Origin of the sequence: Pedosphaera parvula Ellin514, assembly GCF_000172555.1 — a bacterium.
Taxonomy (GTDB): domain Bacteria; phylum Verrucomicrobiota; class Verrucomicrobiia; order Limisphaerales; family Pedosphaeraceae; genus Pedosphaera.
Map to the genome: position 1 here is coordinate 121,256 of NZ_ABOX02000010.1, position 16,272 is coordinate 137,527.

A 16,272-nucleotide genomic window follows, 5' to 3' on the forward strand; every position below is an offset into this window, starting at 1 on the left:
TGATTAGGTCAATGTGATTTTATCGCCCTCTTTCAGAGTGACGAGGGCCTTCTTCCAATTCGGAGCCTGGCCGGCTTGGGTGGTACGCTTGCGGCGGGATTTGCCACGAACATTCAAAGTATTTACTTTGATGACTTTAACTTTGAACAGCTCCTGAACCGCTTGACGGATCTGAATCTTGTTGGCGCGACGATCAGCCACAATGGTGTACTGATTCAGCTTTTCAGACTGCTGGGTCCCCTTTTCAGTCAGGCGGACAGTTTTAACAATTTCGAAAGAGTTCATATGCTTGCTTATTCCTTACCCAAACGCTCCTCTACTTTTTCAAACGCGCTGCGAGTAAACACCAACTTGTCACTGCGCAGGATTTGGTAAGTATTAACCGAATCGCTGGTTGCAACTTCAACTTTCGCCACATTGCGAGAGGCACGTGATAAATTGGCATCCAACGCGTCAGCGACAACCAAAGCAGTGCCTTCCACCTTGAGGGCAGTCAGAACACCAACAAATTCCTTCGTCTTGGCAGAGGCCAGCTTGAAATTGTCGACCACGAGAACATCCCCCGCGTTTAAACGCTCAGTCAAAGCTTTGCGAAACGCCAATTGCTTCGTCGAACGCGAAATCTTCTTGCTGAAATCACGAGGCCTGGGTCCGAACACCACACCACCACCGCGCCACAAAGGAGAACGGACTGAACCAGCGCGAGCGCGACCTGTCCCCTTCTGCTTCCAAGGCTTCTTGTTGCTTCCCGCAACCTCGCCAACAGTTTTCGCGCACGCTGTCCCACTGCGCTGTGCAGCCCGGTATGCCACAACGGCATCATGAACGGCCTGTGTGCCACGACCATTTGTAACGAGTGAAAACTTAACATCCATCTCGCCCTGGCTGTTGCCCTTAATATCTTGAATCTTTAATTTCATGTGCTTGCCTTATTTCTTCTTGGCATCAGCCTTCGGTTCAGCCTTCACCGAACCTTTGGGATTCTTTTTGGATTCACGAATTACGACATAGTCGCCCTTCGCGCCTGGAATTGCGCCTTTGATCAGAAGCAGATTATCCGCTTCCCGCACCTGGATGATTTCCAGATTCTGGGTGGTGCGCTGAACCTGCCCCATGTGACCAGGCATGCGCATACCACGCATAACTGTGCCGGGGAACAATCGTTGACCGATTGCACCAGCACGACGATGCCAACCCTTGGCACCGTGGGTCATATCACCACCAGCAAAGTTGTGGCGCTTCATAACACCTTCAAATCCACGTCCCTTGGTAACTCCAATCGCGTCAATAAAATCACCCTTTGCAAAGATTGTCGCGCCAATTACGTCACCAGGTTTAACCGAGAGAGTAAAATCGCGAAATTCACGGATGCGCTTCACGGCAGCACCATTGTGCTTCTTAATGTGACCGAGTAAAGGTTTGGTCACGCGCTGATCCTTTTGGTCGTCAAAACCAAGTTGAACTGCGTTGTAACCGTCACTATCCTGAGTCTTGCATTGCAGAACCCGATTGGGGCCCGCCAAAACCACTGTCACAGGCCACAGCACGCCCTTGTCATCATAGACACGCGTCTGTCCCAATTTTTTTCCAAGTAAGCCGAGCATATAAATCAGATCTTAATGGTAATGTCCACACCAGCAGGAAGGTTAAGCTTCTTCAATTCGTCCACTGTTTTTGCAGTGGGTTCGATGATGTCCAGCAACCGCTTGTGCGTGCGTTGTTCAAAGGTTTCTTGAGACTTCTTATCGGAGTGAGGCGAGCGTAAAACGGTAAACCGTTCAACTCGTGTCGGAAGAGGAATAGGTCCTGCAACCCTGGCTCCAGTGCGCTTAACTGTGTCTGCAATGTCGCGCGCGGATTGGTCAATCACTCGATGATCAAAAGCCTTCAGTCGAATACGTATGCGTTGTCCAGCCATAGAAAGAACAATTATATAGTTATTGGTTTATGAACGAGCCGCCGGCTTTGATTTCGCCGAGTCCAAAATTGTGGTCAAAACACTGTTCGGAACCTGTTCGAATGTCAAGGGTTCCATTGAATAAGATGCACGTCCTTTCGAAAGCGAACGAATAGCGGTCGCATAACCGAACATTTCGGCCAAAGGAACGTTTGCGTTTAAGATCGTCTGCCCACCTTTCGCATCAATACCGATGATGGTGCCGCGACGACGGTTAATATCGCCCAAAAGGTCGCCCTGATATTCATCAGGAGTGGTAACTTCCACCTTCATAATCGGTTCGAGCAAAATTGGACCTGCCTTTTTGAAAGCGTCTTTCAAGGCGAAAATCCCAGCCATTTTGAAGGCCAATTCGTTGGAGTCAACTTCGTGGAAAGAACCATCAATAACGTCTACTTTGATATCGATGACTTGATATCCAGCATAAACTCCGCTGCGAATGGCTTCTTCAATGCCATCAATAACCGCCGGGACATATTCCTTCGGAATCGCACCGCCAACAATCTTGTTATTGACTTCGACACCCTTGCCTTTTTCATTTGGTGCAACCTTGACCAAGGCGTGACCATATTGACCACGACCGCCAGATTGACGGATGAACTTGCCCTCTCCGTCAGCGCCTTTCGTAATTGTCTCACGATAGGCGATTTGCGGAGCGCCAGTATTGGCATCGACTTTGAATTCGCGCTTCAAACGATCAATGATGATTTCCAAGTGCAACTCACCCATTCCTGCGATGATGAGCTGGCTGGTCTCTTCATTGGTAAAGCAACGGAAAGTCGGATCTTCTTCAGCGAGACGCTGCAAACCTTCAGACATCTTATCGCGATCCGCTTTGGTCTTAGGCTCCACAGCCATGCTGATAACAGGCTCTGGAAAGGTAGGAGGTTCCAAGGTTACATCGAAATCTTCGTCGCACAGCGTATCGCCAGTCGTGATATTACGGAGACCGACGAGAGCAGCAATATCTCCAGCGTGCGCATGATCCACGTCTTTACGTTCGCTGCCCTGAATGACCATTAGGCGGCTGACGCGTTCACGTTTGCGCGTGCGCGGATTATAAATGGTATCACCCTTCTTGAGCTGACCCGAATAGACGCGGAAAAATACCAATTTACCGGCATAGGGATCGGTCCAGAGCTTGAATGCGAGAGAACAGAACTTGGCGTTATCGCTGGTTTCAACTTTAACAACATTGTCAGTCCCAACTTCGGTACCCTCGGCACCAGGGACGTCCAAAGGACTCGGCAAATAGTCGATCACGGAATCAACCAAGACCTGGACCGCCTTCTTTTTGAAAGCTGAACCGCACAGAACCGGGATCAGTTCAATCTTGCAAGTCAACCGACGGATCGCAGCTTTAAGTGTGGGCGCATCAATGGGCTTTTCTTCCAAAACCAGTTCAGCCAGCGAGTCATCCTTGTTGGAGACAGCATCGATGAGTTCCTGACGGGCAGCCGCAGCCTTTTCCTTAAGATGCTCAGGAATATCCTTGATCTCGTAATTCAGACCTTCATTGGCGATATCACCAGCACCCCAAACAATTGCCTTCTGGTTAACCACGTCAACAACGCCTTCAAAATTCTCTTCAGCACCAATAGGCAGGAAGATGGGGAATGCATAGGCATTCAACTTCTTGCGCATGTCATTCAGTGCATTCTCAAAGTTTGCCCCGGTGCGATCCATCTTATTGACGAATGCAATGCGAGGAACTTTGTACTTGGTCGCCTGTCGCCAAACAGTCTCCGACTGAGGCTGCACACCTGCCACTCCGCAAAATACCGCTACTGCCCCGTCCAACACGCGCATCGAGCGTTCGACTTCAGCCGTGAAATCAACGTGACCGGGGGTGTCGATGATATTAATGCGATGGGGAACATTCAGGAATGCTTTGTAGATATCATTCTCATTCGCCTTCGTTGCTTTCTGGGTCCAGAAGCACGTAACGGCGGCAGAGGTGATGGTAATGCCACGCTCCTTCTCCTGCTCCATCCAATCCGTAACCGTATTGCCGTCATCTACGTCACCAATCTTGTGGATCAGCCCCGTGTAGAACAGGATACGCTCGGTGGTAGTGGTCTTACCAGCGTCAATGTGTGCGGCGATACCAATATTGCGCGTCCGCTCCAGGGTGTAAGGCCGGTTGGGCGCGTTTACCGATTTATTTTCAACTACAGCTTCCATCTAAAATTTGGAGAATAAAAACGCCCCGAGATTATTCGGCCTTCGGGGCGCGTTTTGATTATTGTTTAACTACCAACGGAAATGAGCGAACGCCTTATTGGCCTGCGCCATCTTATGCACTTCATCGCGTTTGCGAATTGCATTCCCCTGCCCTTGATAGGCTTCCATAATTTCCGCCGCGAGGGCTTCCCTCATCGGAATACCTTTACGGGCGTCTGCAAAGTCAACCAGCCATCTGAGCGCCAACGCAAACTGGCGATCTGGAGTTACCTCCACAGGCACCTGATATGTTGCACCACCAACGCGACGAGGCTTAACTTCCAACCGCGGCTTGGCGTTGTCAACCGCACGCTGCAAAATTTCTAAAGCATTTGCGGTCGGATTCTTTTCCGAGAGCTGGTCGAAGGCACCGTACACAATACGCTGTGCAGTGCTCTTCTTGCCACTCTTCATAACCGTGTTGACCAAACGCGAGACGAGGACATTACCATACTTCGCATCTTTGACAACAGGTCTTTTTACTGCTTGACGACGTCGGGACATAAAACGTTATTTCTTTTCTGCAGTCTTGGCTGCCTTGGGCCGTTTAACTCCGTATTTGGAACGACTTACGCGGCGCTTTTCCACTCCGGCGGCATCTAACGTGCCACGCACAATGTGATAACGCACGCCCGGCAAATCCTTAACACGCCCACCACGCACGAGCACGATTGAGTGTTCCTGCAGGTTGTGCCCTTCATCAGGGATATAAGCGATTACTTCGAAACCGTTGGTCAAACGCACCTTGGCCACTTTCCGCATTGCGGAGTTGGGCTTCTTGGGCGTACGTGTCATCACTTGGATACACACACCACGACGGAATGGCGCTACTTCCAAGGCGGGCGACTTGGACTTGCGCTTTAATTTGTTACGGCCCTTTCGGACCAGTTGATTTATAGTCGGCATTTCAGCTTCAGCGTTTGCGCTCGTTTCCTCGGAAATCGAGGAAACGGAGCGCGGATAATATCAAAGCAACTTCACGTTGCAACTAGTATTTAATTTTTTTTTCAAATTAACTCGCGACCAGTGGATTTTCCGTTGCAATTGCAGGCTCTGGAGCCGGCTCTTCTTCAACTTCAACCAATGGTTTCAACTTAATTCTCCGATGATAATCGAAACCTGTTCCAGCCGGGATGATGTGACCCATGATCACGTTCTCCTTAAAGCCAATCAGGTTGTCTACCTTCGCCAGTGTGGCGGCTTCCGTCAACACGCGGGTCGTGTCCTGGAAAGGAAGCTGCGCTCAGGAAGCTCTCGGTCTCCAATGATGCCTTGGTAATGCCCAGCAACACAGGCTGTGCTTCGGCAGGCTTACCACCCATCTTCTCGACTCGTGCATTCTCTTCCTCGAATGCGATCTTGTCAACTTGCTCACCCCACAGGAATGTGGTGTCTGCCGGCTCGGTGATGCGCACCTTGCGCAGCATTTGACGAACAATGATCTCGATGTGTTTGTCGTTAATTGTCACACCTTGGAGACGATAGACTTCCTGCACCTCATTCACGAGATGTTCCTGCAGTTCTTGCGGCCCGCAGATATCGAGAATTTCGTGCGGATCAACTGGACCTTCTGTCAGCTGTTGACCTTTGCGGACGTAATCACCCTTGAAGACAATCACGTGCTTGCCGATTGGAATCAGATGTTCCTCTTCCAATGCAGTCGCCTGATTCTTGATCACGATGCAGCGCTTGCCGCGAACACTCGGTCCGAAATCAACGATACCGTCGATCTTGGAAATCTCCGAAGCATCCTTCGGACGACGCGCTTCGAACAACTCGGCTACACGCGGCAAACCACCGGTGATGTCCTTCGTTTTCGAAGTTTTGCGTGGTGTCTTCGCCATCAAAGTACCCGCGACGATTTTATCACCAGCGTTCACAACGATGTGCGCACCTGAAGGAATCGGGTAATTGGCCAGTGCCTCACCCTTTTCATCCGTGATCACGATTTGCGGATGCAAATCTTCTTTATGTTCGATGATGACCATGGCTTCCTGGCCTGTGGTTTCATCCACTTCCTGCTTCATCGTCACACCTTCGATGATGTCGTGGAACTTCACACGTCCAGCCTTCTCCGAGAGAATTGGAACGTTATATGGATCCCACTGCACGAAGGCTTCACCCTTCTTCACCTTGCCGTTATTTGGCACGGAGATGACAGAACCGATTACCAGGTTGTGCGTTTCCAACTCACGACCGTCATCACCGATGATGGCAACGGAACCGTTCTTGTTCAGGACGATGTTATTGCCGTCTTCCAGCTGGACGAGACGCAGTTCGTTGTAACGCAGAATACCGTCATGCTTCGATTTGATCTGCGGCTGCTTGAACACCTGCGAGGCAGTACCACCGATATGGAAGGTACGCATCGTCAACTGAGTTCCAGGCTCGCCGATTGATTGTGCGGCGATGATGCCGGTGGCTTCACCAAGTTTGACCAGGTTACCCGTGGCCAGATTGCGGCCGTAGCACAGCATGCAAACACCATGTTTACTCTCGCAGGTCAGCACCGACCGAATCTTGATTTTTTCAACGCCGGTACTATCAATCTTCTTGGCCTTGATCTCATCAATTTCCTCATTGGCTTTGACAAACATTTCTTTCGGATTTGAAGGATTATGTATGTCATCGCAAGAGTAGCGACCGATCAAACGCTCGCTGAGCTTGACTACTTCATCTTCACCTTCGTAGATCGCCTGCACCCAGATGCCATTGGTGGTGCCACAATCATGTTCGCGGATGATCACGTCTTGAGCGACGTCCACCAGCTTACGAGTCATGTAACCGGAGTCGGCAGTCTTCAGCGCCGTGTCCGCCAAACCTTTGCGGGCACCGTGAGTCGAGATGAAATACTCGAGCACCGTGAGACCTTCGCGGAAGTTTGAAAGAATCGGCTTCTCAATGATGTCGCCGGATGGCTTGGCCATCAACCCGCGAACACCGGCCAACTGACGGACCTGCTGGCGATTACCACGAGCGCCGGAATCCACCATCAACGACACAGGATTGTATTCCTGCTTGCCTTGATTGTGATCCAACGTGCGCAACATGACGTTCGCGATTTGGTCAGTGCAATGCGTCCAGATGTCGATGATCTTGTTGTAGCGTTCGCCTGGAGTAATAACACCCTTGCGATACTGCTTCTCAACTTCAGCAATCTGCTTCTGCGCAGTGACAATCTCCTGGTTCTTTTCCTTCGGAATGATCATGTCATCAATGCCGATGGATACACCCGCGCGAGTAGCTTCCCGGAAACCGAGCTCCTTCAGGCGATCAAGCGTTGCAACCGTTTTCTCATGGCCGCAAATCTTGTAGCACTTCCAGATCAGATCTCCCAATTCCGACTTGCGCACCACTTTGTTCGGGAAGCCCATTTCGTCAGGCCAGATTTCGCTGAAGATGACGCGGCCAACCGTAGTCTCAATGACTTTGCGCTCAGCATCACCATATTCTGTCTTGGTGCCGAGGTCAGGATTCGCCATGCGAATCCTCTCGTGAGTGGTCACAGCGCCATCCGCATACGCGAACAACACTTCGCGTTTGGAACCGAACAGCTTGATCGTGCCAGTGCTGTGGGCATTGGCGCGCGGTTCGGCAGTTACGTAGTAGCAACCGAGCGTGATGTCCTGTGTAGGAGTGATGATTGGCTTGCCGCTCGATGGGCTGAAGATGTTGTTTGGAGCCATCATCAGCATGCGCGCTTCCATCTGTGCTTCCACAGACAGAGGAACGTGCACAGCCATCTGGTCACCGTCGAAGTCTGCGTTATAGGCAGTACAGACGAGCGGGTGAATACGGATGGCTTCGCCTTCGATCAAAATTGGCTCGAAAGCCTGAACAGACAGACGGTGCAACGTAGGAGCACGATTCAACAGCACTGAGTGCCCCTTAGTCACTTCTTCCAATATATCCCACACTTCGGTGGTCTGGCGTTCGATCATCTTCTTGGCCGAACGCACGGTATGGACATAACCCAATTCCTTCAACCGGCGGATGATGAACGGTTCGAACAACACGAGTGCCATCTTCTTCGGCAACCCGCATTGATGCAGCTTCAACTCCGGACCGATGACGATCACAGAACGACCAGAGTAATCCACACGCTTACCGAGCAGATTCTGACGGAAACGTCCGCTCTTACCCTTGAGCATGTCGCTCAGGGACTTCAACGAACGGTTGCCGGCGCCGGTGACAGCGCGACCATGGCGACCGTTGTCGAACAAGGCGTCAACCGCTTCCTGCAACATGCGCTTTTCATTGCGGATGATGACTTCAGGAGTCTTGAGCTGGAGCAGGTTTTTGAGACGGTTATTGCGATTGATGACACGACGATAAAGATCGTTCAAATCGGAAGTGGCAAAGCGACCGCCTTCCAAAGGCACCAACGGACGGAGGTCCGGCGGAATCACCGGCAGCACAGTCAGAATCATCCATTCAGGACGGCTCTTGGAGCCTTGGAAACCCTGGAGCAGTTTGATGCGTTTCGCAATCTTCTTGCGAATCTGCTTGCTCTTGGTTTCGGTCATTCCGATCTGCAGTTGATCCACCTGCTTGCCTAGGTCAACACGCATCATGGCTTCTCGAACAGCTTCGGCACCCATTTTAGCGATGAAAGCATCAGCGCCGTAGGTTTCGCGAGCTTCGCGATATTCGTGTTCGCTCAACAATTGGTTCTGCTTGAGCGGCGTCGAACCCGGGTCAATCACCATGTAATCTTCGTAATAGATCACGCGCTCAAGGTTGCGAGCCGTCATATCCAGCACCAACCCGATGCGGGCCGGCATGCATTTGAAGAACCAGATGTGCGAAACGGGCACAGCCAGTTCGATATGGCCCATGCGCTCGCGGCGCACGCGAGCCAGAGTCACTTCGACACCACAACGATCGCAAACGACGCCGCGATGCTTGATGCGTTTATATTTGCCGCAGGAGCATTCCCAGTCCTTCACAGGACCGAAAATGCGTTCGCAGAACAAGCCGCCTTTTTCAGGCTTGAACGTGCGGTAATTAATGGTCTCAGGGTTTTTCACTTCCCCTTTGGACCAGGACCGGATGGCTTCCGGTGACGCGACTTGAATCGCGACGTATTCCACCTGGTTTACCTTATCCAGACCAAGTAATTCGCGGGCGCTTTCTTTTGTGCTAATCATACTAGTTTTTTCCTGGCGAGCTGACTCGCCTAAAATTTAGTTACGTTATCGAATTTATTTTAAACCGCAGTCAAGGGCTGAACTTCAATCGGTTGATCCACAGGATTGGAGTAACCGACCTTTACATCCAGGCCGAGTGATTGCATTTCCTTAACCAGCACGTTGAAGGATTCCGGCACGCCGGCTTCAAGGCTGTTGTCACCCTTGACGATGCTTTCATAAATGCGGGTACGTCCCTGCACATCGTCTGATTTGACCGTGAGCAATTCCTGCAGTGTGTAAGCTGCACCGTATGCTTCCATCGCCCATACTTCCATTTCGCCGAAGCGCTGACCACCATACTGCGCCTTGCCACCCAGCGGTTGCTGAGTAACGAGCGAGTAAGGTCCAACGGCACGAGCGTGAATCTTGTCCGCGACCAAATGTCCGAGCTTCATCATGTAGATGTAACCCACGACGATTTCCTGGTCGAAGACCTGGCCAGTGCGGCCATCGATCAATTTGGTCTTCGCGTGTTCCGGCAATCCGGCTTCCTTCAGGTAACCACGAATATCCTTTTCCTTGATGCCGTCGAACACTGGCGTGGCAAACTTCAATCCGAGGAGCTTTGCAGCCCAGCCCAGGTGAGTCTCCAACACTTGACCGACGTTCATACGTGAGGGCACGCCCAGCGGGTTCAAAACGATGTCCACTGGAGTTCCGTTGTCAAGGAACGGCATGTCTTCTTCAGCGACGATCTTGGCAACGACACCCTTGTTACCGTGGCGGCCTGCCATTTTGTCACCGACGGACAGCTTGCGCTTCGAGGCGATGTAAACCTTGACCGACTTGATGATGCCGGTATCGACACCGTCACCGGATTCAGCACGTTCAAGTTCTTCGTCGTATTGCATCTGCAGGTCGTCAAACTTCTTTTTGAAGCTGCCAATTATTTCGTTAATTTTGTTACGAATAGGCGAAGGATCGATTTCGATGCGATCGTAAACGGTTGCCAGCTTGCGCAGCAGTGTCTTGGTGATCTTACGGTTCGCCGGGATGATAATTTCACCGGTTTCGGAATTCACCACGTCCAACGGAATTTTTTCACCAAGAAGAATGTTGCTCAGAGCTTCAGTCAATTGCTCGCGCAGTTCGTCCATCTTCTTCTTGTACTCCTCTTCCACTTCTTTGGACTGACGCTTCTCTTCCGTGGAAACGCGCATGCTCTGTTCAGCTTCCTTCTTCGCAGAAACTTTGACGTCCATGACAATGCCATAAGTGCCCGAAGGAACTTTGAGCGATGTGTCTTTCACGTCAGCGGCCTTTTCACCGAAGATGGCGCGTAGCAACCGCTCTTCTGGAGCCAGTTCGGTTTCGCTTTTCGGCGTAATCTTGCCGACGAGGATGTCGCCTGGCTTGACTTCGGCTCCGACGCGGATAACACCATCAGGCCCAAGATTCTTTAATGCTTCATCTCCAAGGTTGGGGATGTCGCGAGTGATTTCTTCAGGTCCCAGCTTGGTATCACGTGCGCCCACCTCGAATTCATCGATGTGGATCGAAGTGAAGATGTCGTCCTTTACAATACGCTCGCTGATCAGGATGGCGTCTTCGAAGTTGTAACCGTTCCAAGGCATGAACGCGCAAAGAACGTTACGGCCAAGCGCCAGTTCCCCACCCTGTGTGCAAGGACCATCGGCAATAACCTGGCCCTTCTTCACGGTATCACCCTTGTTTACCAGGATCTTCTGGTTAATGCAGGTGGCGGCGTTGGAACGCATGAATTTACGAATTTGATAGACGTAAACCCCGTTCTCCGGGCTGTGTTTAATCTTCTTCTTGGTTTCAGGCAATTTGCCATCAGCCGTGATGATAACCTGGTTGCCTATCACTGAGGCGACCTTGCCGCCCTCTTCTGCAGCGATGACTGCGCGCGAGTCGCGCGCCACCCGATCTTCCAACCCGGTCGCTACCAAGGGAGCGTCGGTAATCAGCAACGGAACTGCCTGGCGTTGCATGTTCGAACCCATCAAAGCGCGGTTCGCATCATCATGTTCCAGGAACGGAATCAAGCTGGCTGCAACTGATACGAGCTGCTTTGGAGACACGTCCATGTAGTCAACGCGTGCAGGCTCAACATCAACGAAGTCACCCTTCGCCCGGCACATAACGCGTTCCGTCAGGAAGTGACCCTTTTCATCAATCACCGCGTTGGCTTGGGCTACAGTGAAGGCCTCTTCACGGTCAGCAGTGAGGTAATCAATATGATTGCTCACACGACCATTCTCCACCTTGCGGTACGGAGTTTCGAGGAAGCCAAAATCATTGATGCGTGCAAAAGTCGCGAGCGACGCAATCAAACCAATGTTTGGACCTTCAGGAGTTTCGACCGGACAAATACGACCGTAGTGAGACGGATGCACGTCACGCACTTCGAAACCGGCACGATCTCGGGAAAGACCGCCAGGCCCGAGAGCCGACAGACGGCGCTTATGCGTCAGTTCTGCCAAGGGATTAATCTGGTCCATGAACTGCGACAACTGACTGCGGCCAAAGAAGTCGCGAATGACAGCCGAGAGAGCTTTCGGATTGATCAGCTTCTGCGGAGTCATGCTCTCCATGCCCTGATCGAACAGGGTCATGCGTTCCTTCACCAGACGTTCAGTACGGGCCAGACCAACACGGCACTGGTTGGCGAGCAATTCACCGACAGTACGAACACGCCGACTTCCCAAGTGATCGATGTCGTCCAACGTACCTTCACCCTTTTTCAGGCGCAGAAGGTATTTCGTCGCTGCCACGAGATCTTCCTTCGTTAAAATGCGCGAGTCGCCGCCCTTAATGCCGAGCTTCTGGTTGATCTTATAACGACCGACACGACCTAGGTCATAACGCTTGGCATCAAAGAACAGGCGCTTGATCAAAGCACGCGCGTTCGCAGCAGTCGGCGGATCCCCAGGGCGGAGACGACGATAAATATCCTTTAACGCTTCGTCCTCGTTCTTGGCCGGATCCTTCTTCATGCACTTGATGACGATCCCTTCGTCAGAAGTGGTATCAACGACTTTAATCTTGTTGATGCCAACCTCGGAAATTTGCTTCACGACCGCTTTTGAAAGCGGCTCAAAAGCGCGAGCTACAACAATGCCCTTGTCGGCATCAAGAGCATCCTCAATCAAAACTTTATTCTGGAGGTCTTCCAGTTTCTCAGCTTCTTTAACGCTCAGCTCTTCAATATCATAGAATAGCTTGAGTATATCGGCGTCAGAGCCATAACCCAAAGCGCGGAAGAAAGTCGTTGTCAAAAATTTACGGCGGCGTTTCTTACGGTCCAAATAGACGTAAAGCAGGTCGCTGGTATCAAATTGTGCTTCATACCAGGAACCGCGGTCTGGGATGATGCGGAAGGAGAAAAGTTCCTTGCCGTTCGGATGGATACTCTTTTCAAAGGCTAATCCAGGCGAGCGATGCAACTGGCTGACGATAACTCGTTCAGCACCATTGATAACGAAGGTGCCTTGAGGCGTCATCAGGGGCAATTCGCCCATGAAAACCTTTTCTTCCTTGGTTCCTTTCTCCTCTTTGAGCAGAAAAGTAACGTATAATGGAGCGCCGAAAGTTAATCCCTCACGCAAACATTCCAGCCAGTCGAGTTTAGGTTCGCCAATCTCATAGCTATGGAAATCCAGCACACACTTGCCATCATAACTTTCGATTGGGAAAACCTCGGTAAAGACGGCTTGTAATCCCAGGTTCTTCCGCTTGGAGGGGGCGACCTCAGCCTGCAGAAACTCCTTGTACGAGTTGGTTTGCAACTCGATAAGGTTAGGCGGGGCGATGATTTCTTTAATTTTCCCGAAGTTGATGCGTTCAGTTACTCTCGATGGCATTTGGACCTTTAATAATTGCCGGACAACACTGCCCGACATTTTGTTTTCAATAAACGACAGAAGGCAAGCACCCTGCGTTCAACAGAGTTCTTGCCAGACTTAAAACCGCTCATCGCAGTTTTGATTGTAAATCTTCTTTAATCTGCTTCTTCCGATTCAGTTTGCAAGTGTACCGGCGTAAAAATCAGTCTTGCAGGCGATTCAGGGCGGTAGGAATGAACCTACCGCCCTGAATATAAAAGGACGATTACTTGACTTCGACCTTGGCGCCAGCTTCTTCCAGCTTCTTCTTGGCGGCATCTGCATCCGCCTTTGGAGCACCTTCGAGCACGGGCTTTGGAGCACCTTCCACCAATGCTTTGGCTTCAGCCAAACCGAGGCCAGCCTTGACTTCACGAACAACCTTAATGACAGAGATCTTCTTGTCGGCAGGAACCGAGACGAGGATCACGTCAAAGGCAGTCTTGGCTTCTGCTGCAGGAGCAGCAGCGCCACCGCCAGCACCAGGTGCGGCAGCTGCGGCAACGGGAGCTGCGGCAGTAACGCCCCAGGCGGATTCCAGTTGCTTAACCAATTCTGCGGTTTCGATAACGGTCAATTTTCCGAGTTGATCTACGAGTGTTGCTAAGTCAGCCATGTTAACCTTTCAGTCTCGTCGCCATCCACGGCCATGGATGCATTAAGCCTACTGCCTGCAAGCCGACGATTTACCTTGTTGTTTGTTATTTTCGATCCCATCGGCTAGAATGGGACCGAAATCATTCGGGCTGCAAAAGCCCTAAATTATACCCTATTACGCTCCTTTGTCTACTCGGGCTTGCAAAACACGAGCTAGCTGGCTTCCTGGCGTATTGAGCAAGGCCACCAACGTAGAGGCCGGGGCTTGCAGAACGCCGAGCAATTTGCCACGGAGAACTTCGATGGACGGCAAATCTGCCAACGCAGACAAGTCAGACGCTTCCAATCGATTATTGTTCAAATAACCGAATTTAACTTTCAGCTTCTCAAACTCGCTGCTAAAGGTTTTAACGATCTTGGCAGCTGCAGAAACGTCCTTCTGACCAGTAATTACAGCAATCTGTCCGGTCAAAGCGCCATTCAAATCTGCCACACCGGCTTCCTTGGCGGCGATGCGGAATAATGAGTTTTTGACCACGTGGACCTCAGCTCCAGCCTTAATCAGGCGTTTGCGCAAATCAGTGATCGGTCCCACCTTCAAGCCTTGATAGTTCACCACAATAAAGAAGGGCGACGCATTCAGGCGGGAAAGATATTCTTGAGTAATGTTTTTCTTTTCAGCACGCATGTTCTTGTGAAATTAAGGGTTAAACAGTCGCCACAAACTCACGCAAATCAATGCGCACGGGCGGACTCATGGTAGCAGACAGCGTGCAGCTCTGGAGATAAGAGCCTTTTACGCTTGATGGACGGGCCTTGGCAACCGCTTCAATAACAGCACGGGCATTTTCCGCGAGTTGGGCGGGCGTAAAGGAGGCCTTTCCAACGGGAACATGAACATTACCAGACTTATCCAGCTTGAACTCAACGCGGCCCGCTTTAACTTCTTTCACCGCTTTGGCAGTGTCGTCAGTTACAGTGCCAGTCTTGGGATTAGGCATTAAACCGCGAGGCCCCAGCACCTTACCCAACTTACGAACTTCGACCATTGACTCAGGAGTAGCGATGGCAATATCAAAGTCAGTCCATCCTTCGACGCACTTTTTGATCATTTCCTCATACCCGACAAACTCAGCTCCTGCTGCACGAGCCGCATCAGCCGCGGCACCGTTCTTGGCGAAAACAAGGACCTTCACTGTTTTTCCACTGCCATGAGGCAAAGGAACTGTGCCACGAACCATTTGGTCCGATTGTTTGGGATCGACGCCTAGCCTGAAAGCAACCTCGACCGTTTCGTTGAATTTGGCTTTCGGGAACTTGGCCAACACTTCCACGGCATTCTTGAGGGGGTAGTGATTCTTTGCATCTACCAACTCGAGGCCTTTCCTATATCTCTTACTGTATTTCTTTGGCATTTATTTGAGCGGTGCAAACGAGTTATGAGCTCTCCCGCGGTTGAATTTAACCGACAATGTCAATGCCCATGCTGCGGGCAGTTCCAGCTACAACGCGAAAACCAGCTTCCTCGGAAGACGCGTTCAAATCTTTGAGCTTCAACTTTACGATATCCAAGACCTGCTTACGCGTTACCTTGCCAACCTTTTCCTTGTTGGGCGTCTTGGAACCGGAAGTAATTCCAGCAGCTTTCTTCAGCAGAACAGAAGCGGGTGGAGATTTGGTAATGAAGGTAAATGACTTGTCTTGATAAACGGTGATCACCACCGGAATGACGAGACCAGTATCTGCTTTTGTAGCCGCATTAAATTCTTTGCAAAACGCCATGATGTTCACGCCGTGTTGACCTAAAGCAGGACCAACGGGCGGTGCCGGATTTGCCTGCCCGGCAGGAATTTGCAATTTAATCTGTCCAGTAATCTTCTTTGCCATAAAATCTCTAATTAAGCTTTTTCTACCTGCCAGTATTCTAATTCCACCGGCGTGTTACGACCGAAAATATTGACCGTTACCTTCAACTTGCCGCGCTCGGGCTCAATTTCCTCAATTACGCCGCTGAAATTAAGGAACGGTCCATTATTGATTTTGACCGTCTCACCTACTTCAAAATTGACCTTCGGCTTCTCGCGCTCTTCCGAGTCAGAAATCTGCGACTTGATGGACTCGACTTCATCCGCTGGAGTCGGCGTAGGTGGCTCACCACCAACAAAACCGATCACCCCCTGGGTCTCTTTAATGAAATACCAAGGTTTCTCGATAATGCGCTTGTTTTCGTCCAAGAGCGCCATGTCAACGAAGACATAACCGGGCCAGAGCTTGCGGGTGGACACCGTCTTCTTCTGGTTGCGAACTTCAACAACCTTTTCCATCGGCACGAGGACTTCCTTGATGTATTCTTCCATCTCCTCGGCTTTAATCCGCTTCTCAATGCTCTCTTTAACCTTTTGCTCTTGTCCGGACAAAGTATGTATTACAAACCACTGGCTTCGCATAATGATAT

13 protein-coding genes and 1 pseudogene are annotated in these 16,272 nt (G+C 50.9%); all 14 read right to left on the reverse strand.

Annotated features, from left to right (window positions below; translation table 11 throughout):
• Positions 1-3: 3 nt before the first annotated feature.
• On the reverse strand, positions 4-285 hold the full coding sequence (gene rplW / locus CFLAV_RS10195; protein ID WP_007414625.1) for a 50S ribosomal protein L23: 282 nt from the start codon (positions 283-285) through the stop codon (positions 4-6).
• An 8-nt stretch (positions 286-293) separates the two neighbouring features.
• Entirely contained in the window at positions 294-920 is a 627-nt protein-coding gene (rplD, locus tag CFLAV_RS10200; protein ID WP_007414626.1) for a 50S ribosomal protein L4, read from the reverse strand.
• A 9-nt stretch (positions 921-929) separates the two neighbouring features.
• Complete coding sequence (rplC, locus tag CFLAV_RS10205) at positions 930-1,604, reverse strand: 50S ribosomal protein L3 (protein ID WP_007414627.1); 675 nt, start codon at positions 1,602-1,604, stop codon at positions 930-932.
• 5 nt (positions 1,605-1,609) lie between these two features.
• The gene (gene rpsJ, locus CFLAV_RS10210) at positions 1,610-1,918 is read right to left on the reverse strand and encodes a 30S ribosomal protein S10 (RefSeq protein WP_007414628.1); all 309 of its coding nucleotides are present in this window, start codon (positions 1,916-1,918) and stop codon (positions 1,610-1,612) included.
• Between the two features lie 27 nt (positions 1,919-1,945).
• The gene (fusA, locus tag CFLAV_RS10215; protein WP_007414629.1) at positions 1,946-4,141 is read right to left on the reverse strand and encodes an elongation factor G; all 2,196 of its coding nucleotides are present in this window, start codon (positions 4,139-4,141) and stop codon (positions 1,946-1,948) included.
• A 69-nt stretch (positions 4,142-4,210) separates the two neighbouring features.
• Positions 4,211-4,684: a 30S ribosomal protein S7 gene (gene rpsG, locus CFLAV_RS10220; protein ID WP_007414630.1), complete on the reverse strand. Its 474-nt coding sequence runs from the start codon at positions 4,682-4,684 to the stop codon at positions 4,211-4,213.
• Between the two features lie 6 nt (positions 4,685-4,690).
• On the reverse strand, positions 4,691-5,086 hold the full coding sequence (rpsL, locus tag CFLAV_RS10225) for a 30S ribosomal protein S12 (protein WP_007414631.1): 396 nt from the start codon (positions 5,084-5,086) through the stop codon (positions 4,691-4,693).
• 106 nt (positions 5,087-5,192) lie between these two features.
• Positions 5,193-9,330 (reverse strand): annotated as a pseudogene (rpoC, locus tag CFLAV_RS10230) (DNA-directed RNA polymerase subunit beta').
• Between the two features lie 59 nt (positions 9,331-9,389).
• Positions 9,390-13,199, reverse strand: coding sequence for a DNA-directed RNA polymerase subunit beta (gene rpoB, locus CFLAV_RS10235; protein WP_040547959.1), 3,810 nt, complete (start codon positions 13,197-13,199; stop codon positions 9,390-9,392).
• A gap of 247 nt (positions 13,200-13,446) precedes the next feature.
• A complete protein-coding gene (gene rplL, locus CFLAV_RS10240) occupies positions 13,447-13,836 on the reverse strand; it encodes a 50S ribosomal protein L7/L12 (protein ID WP_007414635.1) in 390 nt (129 codons plus the stop codon).
• 156 nt (positions 13,837-13,992) lie between these two features.
• Positions 13,993-14,505 carry a 50S ribosomal protein L10 gene (gene rplJ / locus CFLAV_RS10245; RefSeq protein ID WP_007414636.1) on the reverse strand — a complete coding sequence of 171 codons (513 nt, stop codon included), beginning with the start codon at positions 14,503-14,505 and terminating at the stop codon, positions 13,993-13,995.
• 19 nt (positions 14,506-14,524) lie between these two features.
• Positions 14,525-15,232 (reverse strand): 50S ribosomal protein L1, encoded by a 708-nt coding sequence (gene rplA, locus CFLAV_RS10250; protein ID WP_007414637.1) that lies wholly within the window; start codon positions 15,230-15,232, stop codon positions 14,525-14,527.
• 46 nt (positions 15,233-15,278) lie between these two features.
• The gene (gene rplK / locus CFLAV_RS10255; RefSeq protein ID WP_007414638.1) at positions 15,279-15,704 is read right to left on the reverse strand and encodes a 50S ribosomal protein L11; all 426 of its coding nucleotides are present in this window, start codon (positions 15,702-15,704) and stop codon (positions 15,279-15,281) included.
• 11 nt (positions 15,705-15,715) lie between these two features.
• The gene (gene nusG / locus CFLAV_RS10260; RefSeq protein WP_007414639.1) at positions 15,716-16,264 is read right to left on the reverse strand and encodes a transcription termination/antitermination protein NusG; all 549 of its coding nucleotides are present in this window, start codon (positions 16,262-16,264) and stop codon (positions 15,716-15,718) included.
• Positions 16,265-16,272: the final 8 nt, after the last annotated feature.